Origin of the sequence: Paracidovorax sp. MALMAid1276 (genome assembly GCF_049198005.1) — a bacterium.
GTDB lineage: Bacteria > Pseudomonadota > Gammaproteobacteria > Burkholderiales > Burkholderiaceae_C > Acidovorax.
Window position 1 is genome coordinate 1 of the sequence record NZ_JBMIRS010000254.1, and the last position, 5,006, is coordinate 5,006.

Consider the following 5,006-nt stretch of genomic DNA (forward strand, 5'->3'; position numbering starts at 1 on the left):
TGCTCGCCCGCGCGGGCCGCTTCCACGGCGGCATTGAGCGCGAGGATGTTGGTCTGGAAGGCGATGCCGTCGATGACGCCGATGATGTCGTTGATCTTGCGCGACGCCGCGTTGATCTGGTCCATGGTGCTGACGACGTTGCCCACCACGGTGCCGCCATGCTGCGCCACGCTGGAGGCCTGCGCCACCAGCTGGTTGGCCTGGCGCGCGGCGTCGGCGTTCTGGCGCACGGTTTCGGTCAGCTGCTGCATCGAGGCGGACGTTTGCTGCAGGCTCGATGCCGTGAGTTCGGTGCGTCCGCTCAGGTCGTGGTTGCCGGTGGCGATCTCCTCGGCCGCCACGCGCACCGAGCTGCTGGCGTCGCGGATCTGCGCAAGCACGCCGGAGAGCTTGCCGGCAAAGCTGTTGAAGCTGGCGGCGATCTGCGCGAGCTCGTCCTCGCCCTGCGCGTCGATGCGGCGCGACAGATCGCCGTCGCCCGCGCCGATCTCATGCATGGCATCACGCACCTGCGTCAGCCGCCGCAGCCGCTGCGACAGGATGCCCGCCAGAACGACCAGCGCCACCAGCAGCACAACGATGCCTGCGCCCAGGGAGACCTGCAGCATGGTGGTGATGGCCTGCAACGCCTCGCCACGGTCCATGGCAATGGCCAGCAGCCAGGGCGTTCCGGTGACCGGTGCCACCGTGAGCAGCATGGCGCGGCCCTGCAGGTCCAGCGCCGAGAGATCGGCCCGCTTGGCCATGTCGGCAAGGCCTGCCGCAGTGAGCGCAGGCGAGATGTCGGTGGCGGGCTTCAGGGCCAGCTTCACATCGGGGTGGGCGATGATGCCGCCATCGCTCCCCACCAGAAACGCGTAGCTCGACGCAGTGGGCTTGATGGACGCAACGTTGGCCACCACCGCCGCAAGCGACACGTCGCCCGCCATCACCGCCTTGACGCTGCCACCTTCACGTGCGGCCCGGGCAAACGTCACCACCAGCCCTGCCCCGCCCGCGTCGGCATAGGGCGCGGTCAGCACCGAGCCCTCGGCTGCGGCCGCCTGCTTGTACCAGGGGCGCGCGGTGGGGTCGTAGTCGGGTGGCAGGTTTTGCGGCTCCGAGAACACGGTGCGCTTGTCTGCATAGCCGAAATAGGTGGTGTGGAAATTGCCGGCCTTGGCCAGCATGTTGAGCGGCTTGGCCGCGTCGGCGTCTGCCAGCGCCGCCGCCGCAGACTCGACCACCAGGGCCTTGCTGCGTGCCCAGTCGCGCAGGGCTTCGATGTGGCTGCGGGCCAGCGCCTGCGACTGCGCGTTGAGCGATGCGTAGGCCTGGGCGCGGGCCGTAAGGTAGTTGGCCACCGTGAGGGCCAGCAGACCGGCCACCAGGCAGGCCACGGAGACCAGCAGGATCTGGCCCTTGAGCGTCTTCAGCAGCGACATGGCGTTCCCTTCCATGGCGCCCGCCAGGTGGCAGGCGTATGGCCATGCTACATCCGGTTACCGGTGGTGCGCCAGGGGGGCGTCATGGAACACGCCCATAAAAGAACAGCCACGGCAGGGGCGTGCCGTGGCTGCGGTGCGGGCGAATGGGGGGAGCGGGGGGCGGCGCGCTGTGACAAGCGCCGCAGGTCAGCGCTCGGCCTTGGTGTCGCTGAAGCGGCCGTAGCTTTGCAGGCGCTCGTAGCGGCGCTCCAGCAGGTCCTTCACCTTCAGGTCCGCCACCTGGCGGAAGGCGTCGCCCAGGGCGCGCTTGAGGAAGGCAGCCATCTGCTTGTGGTCGCGGTGGCCGCCACCCACGGGCTCGTTCACGATCTTGTCCACCAGGCCCAGGGCCTTGAGGCGGTGGGCCGTGATGCCCAGGGCGTCGGCCGCTTCCTGCGCCTTGTCGCTGGTCTTCCAGAGGATGGAGGCGCAGCCCTCGGGGCTGATGACGGAGTAGATGGCGTACTGCAGCATCACCACCTGGTCGGCCACGCTGATGGCCAGTGCGCCGCCCGATCCGCCCTCGCCGATGATGGTGGTGATGATGGGCACTTCAAGCTGCGCCATCTCGAAGATGTTGCGGCCGATGGCCTCGGACTGGCCGCGCTCCTCGGCGTCGATGCCGGGGTAGGCGCCGGGCGTGTCCACAAAGGTGAACACGGGCAGCTTGAACTTCTCGGCGGTCTTCATCAGGCGCAGGGCCTTGCGGTAGCCCTCGGGCTTGCTCATGCCGAAGTTGCGCATGGCGCGCTCCTTGGTGTCGCGTCCCTTCTGGTGGCCGATGACCATGCAGGCATGGCCGTTGAAACGCGCGAGGCCACCCACGATGGACTGATCGTCCGCGTAGTGGCGGTCGCCATGGAGCTCGACAAAGTCGGTGAAGATGTCGCGCACGTAGTCGAGCGTGTAAGGGCGCTCGGGGTGGCGGGCAATCTTGGTGATCTGCCAGGGGCTCAGCTCGCTGTAGATGTCCTTGGTGAGCTGCTGGCTCTTCTTGCTGAGCTGGTCGATCTCTTCCGAGATGTCGACAGCGCTCTCGGTCTGCACGTAGCGCAGTTCTTCAATTTTGGATTCGAGCTCGGCAATGGGCTGCTCGAAATCCAGAAAGGTTTTTTTCGCCAACGTTGTTCTCCTTGGGGCTCGCGCCGGGGCGGCTGCCACGATGAATGGCCCGCACTGTAACCGACGGTTAACGATGATGGTTCAAACGCGTCAGGGTGCCATCAGTAAGTGACCGGCTGCGGGTCGAGCGACCGCCAAATATACCAAGTCGCCACACTGCACCAGGGCTTCCAGGCCTCGGCCACCTCGCGGGCATCGCTGCGGCTTACGGGGTCGCCCGAGAAGTAGTTGTGGCTGATGCCCGCGATCAGCCCCGGGTCGTCCAGGGGCAGCACATTGGGCCGCATCAGGTAGAAGATGAGGAACATCTCGGCCGTCCACCGGCCAATGCCCCGAATGGCCACCAGCTCGGCAATGATGGCCTCGTCGTCCATCGCCGCCCAGTCCTTCACATGCAGCTTGCCGCTTTCAAAGTGCATGGCCAGGTCGACCAGGTAGTCGACCTTGCGGGCTGACAGACCGGCCGCACGCATGTCGTCGATCTTGAGCTTGAGCACGCTGGCCGGCTTCATGCCGCGCGGCAGGAGCAGCACAAAACGCTCCCACACGGCTTGCGCGGCCGCCACGGACACTTGCTGGCCCACGATGGAACGCGCGAGCGTGACAAACGCATCGCCACGGGTTTGTAGCGCAGCGTCGCCAAACTGCGGTATCAAGCGCTTCATCACCCGGTCTTTTTTCACCAGGTGCTTGCAGGCCTCCGACCAGTAGTCGGGCGTGGCCAGCACCAGCGCGGGGTTGGCGGCATCCACCGCTATCTTTTTAGTAGCTGCCACCGCTTACCTCATAAGCGCTAGAGGCCAATTTGGCTCAAAAACCGGCATCATTGCGCGGCTTCCCAGGTCGTGCCTGTGGCGGAATCCTTGAGCACGATGCCCTTGGCCAGCAGCGCCTGGCGGATGCGGTCGGCCTCGGCGAAGTTCTTGGCAGCCTTGGCGGCGGCGCGGGCGGCGATCTGCGCCTCTATGTCGGATTCGTCCACGCCGGTCGCTCCGGCCTGCAGGAAGGCCTTGGGATCCCCTTGCAAGATGCCGATGCAGCCGCCCAACGCCTTGAGCAGCCCCGCCAGCTCGGCCGAGCGGGTCTTGTTGACCTCGCCCGCCAGCTCGAACAGCACGGCCACGGCCTCGGGCGTGCCGAAGTCTTCGTCCATCGCGGCCTTGAAGCGGGCGGCGTGCGGCTGGGTCCAGTCGATGGCGGCAACTTCGGCCGGGGCCACCAGGCTCAGCGCCGTGTACAGGCGCTTCAGGGCCTGGCGGGCGTCGTCCAGGTGCGCGTCGCTGTAGTTCAGCGCACTGCGGTAATGGGCGCGCACCATGAAGAAGCGCAGGGTCTCGGCGTCATAGCTCTTGAGCACGTCGCGGATGGTGAAGAAATTGCCCAGGCTCTTGGACATCTTTTCGTTGTCCACGCGCACAAAGCCGTTGTGCACCCAGAACCGGGCCAGGGGCTTGCCCGTGGCGCCTTCGCTCTGGGCGATTTCGTTCTCGTGGTGAGGGAACTGCAGGTCGGCACCGCCGCCGTGGATGTCGAACGACTCGCCCAACGTGGCGCAGCTCATGGCCGAGCACTCGATGTGCCAGCCGGGGCGGCCGGAGCCGAATTCGCTGCTCCACTGGGCGTCCTTCGGCTCCTCGGGCTTGGAGGCCTTCCACAGCACAAAGTCGAGCGGGTCTTCCTTGCCGTCCAGCACGGCCACGCGTTCGCCTGCGCGCAGCTCATCCAGTGACTTGCCCGAAAGCTTGCCGTAGCCCTCGAACTTGCGCACCGAGTAGTTCACGTCGCCGTTGCTGGCACGGTAGGCCAGGCCTTTGCCTTCGAGTTGGCCGATCAGCGAGAGCATCTGCGGCACGTACTCGGTGGCGCGCGGCTCCAGCGTGGGTGGCTCGATGCCCAGCAGGCCGATGTCGTGGTGCATCGCCGCAATCATCTCGTCGGTGAGCTGGCGGATGGTGATGCCGCGCTCCAGCGCGCGCTTGATGATCTTGTCGTCGATGTCGGTGATGTTGCGCACGTACGTGACCTTCAGGCCACTGGCCTTGAGCCAGCGCTGCACCACGTCAAACGCCATCATCATGCGGGCGTGGCCGATGTGGCACAGGTCATAGATGGTCATGCCGCACACATACATGCGTACATGTGAGGGTTCGAGCGGGGAAAAGTCCTCCAACGCACGCGAAAGCGTGTTGTAGATGCGCAAGCTCATGGGGATAACAGTCAGGGGGATGGGGTGGGTGGGTGACAACAAAGTGCACCCGGCAGCAGGGGGCCTGGAACAGGATTTCAGAGCCCTCGGCGGGGGTTGGCCCGGCAGGGGGCCTCTAGGAGTCTGCGCGGCAGAAGGAGCATCGGCTGCAACGCACGATAAACCGGTCTCGCGCGGTACCACCGCCTGCGCCCAGGGGGCCACCCTGGGCT

4 protein-coding genes are annotated in these 5,006 nt (G+C 66.2%); all 4 read right to left on the reverse strand.

The annotated features are described in order from the left end of the window. Window positions 1-1,424 (reverse strand): methyl-accepting chemotaxis protein (locus ACOQFS_RS21310; RefSeq protein WP_421564812.1); only part of this gene is annotated, 1,424 nt, incomplete at its 3' end. 189 nt (window positions 1,425-1,613) lie between these two features. Continuing rightward, the gene (locus ACOQFS_RS21315) at window positions 1,614-2,588 is read right to left on the reverse strand and encodes an acetyl-CoA carboxylase carboxyltransferase subunit alpha (RefSeq protein ID WP_421564813.1); all 975 of its coding nucleotides are present in this window, start codon (window positions 2,586-2,588) and stop codon (window positions 1,614-1,616) included. A gap of 101 nt (window positions 2,589-2,689) precedes the next feature. Then, entirely contained in the window at window positions 2,690-3,364 is a 675-nt protein-coding gene (locus ACOQFS_RS21320; RefSeq protein WP_421564814.1) for a DNA-3-methyladenine glycosylase family protein, read from the reverse strand. A 47-nt stretch (window positions 3,365-3,411) separates the two neighbouring features. Continuing rightward, window positions 3,412-4,794, reverse strand: a complete 1,383-nt coding sequence (gene cysS, locus ACOQFS_RS21325; RefSeq protein WP_421564815.1) for a cysteine--tRNA ligase — start codon at window positions 4,792-4,794, stop codon at window positions 3,412-3,414. Between the last annotated feature and the right edge of the window lie 212 nt (window positions 4,795-5,006).

What these genes read in the sequence shown, in the direction of transcription:
- cysS (WP_421564815.1), bottom strand. Translation starts at nt 4,794, where the DNA reads ATGAGCTTGCGCATCTACAACACGCTTTCGCGTGCGTTGGAGGACTTT.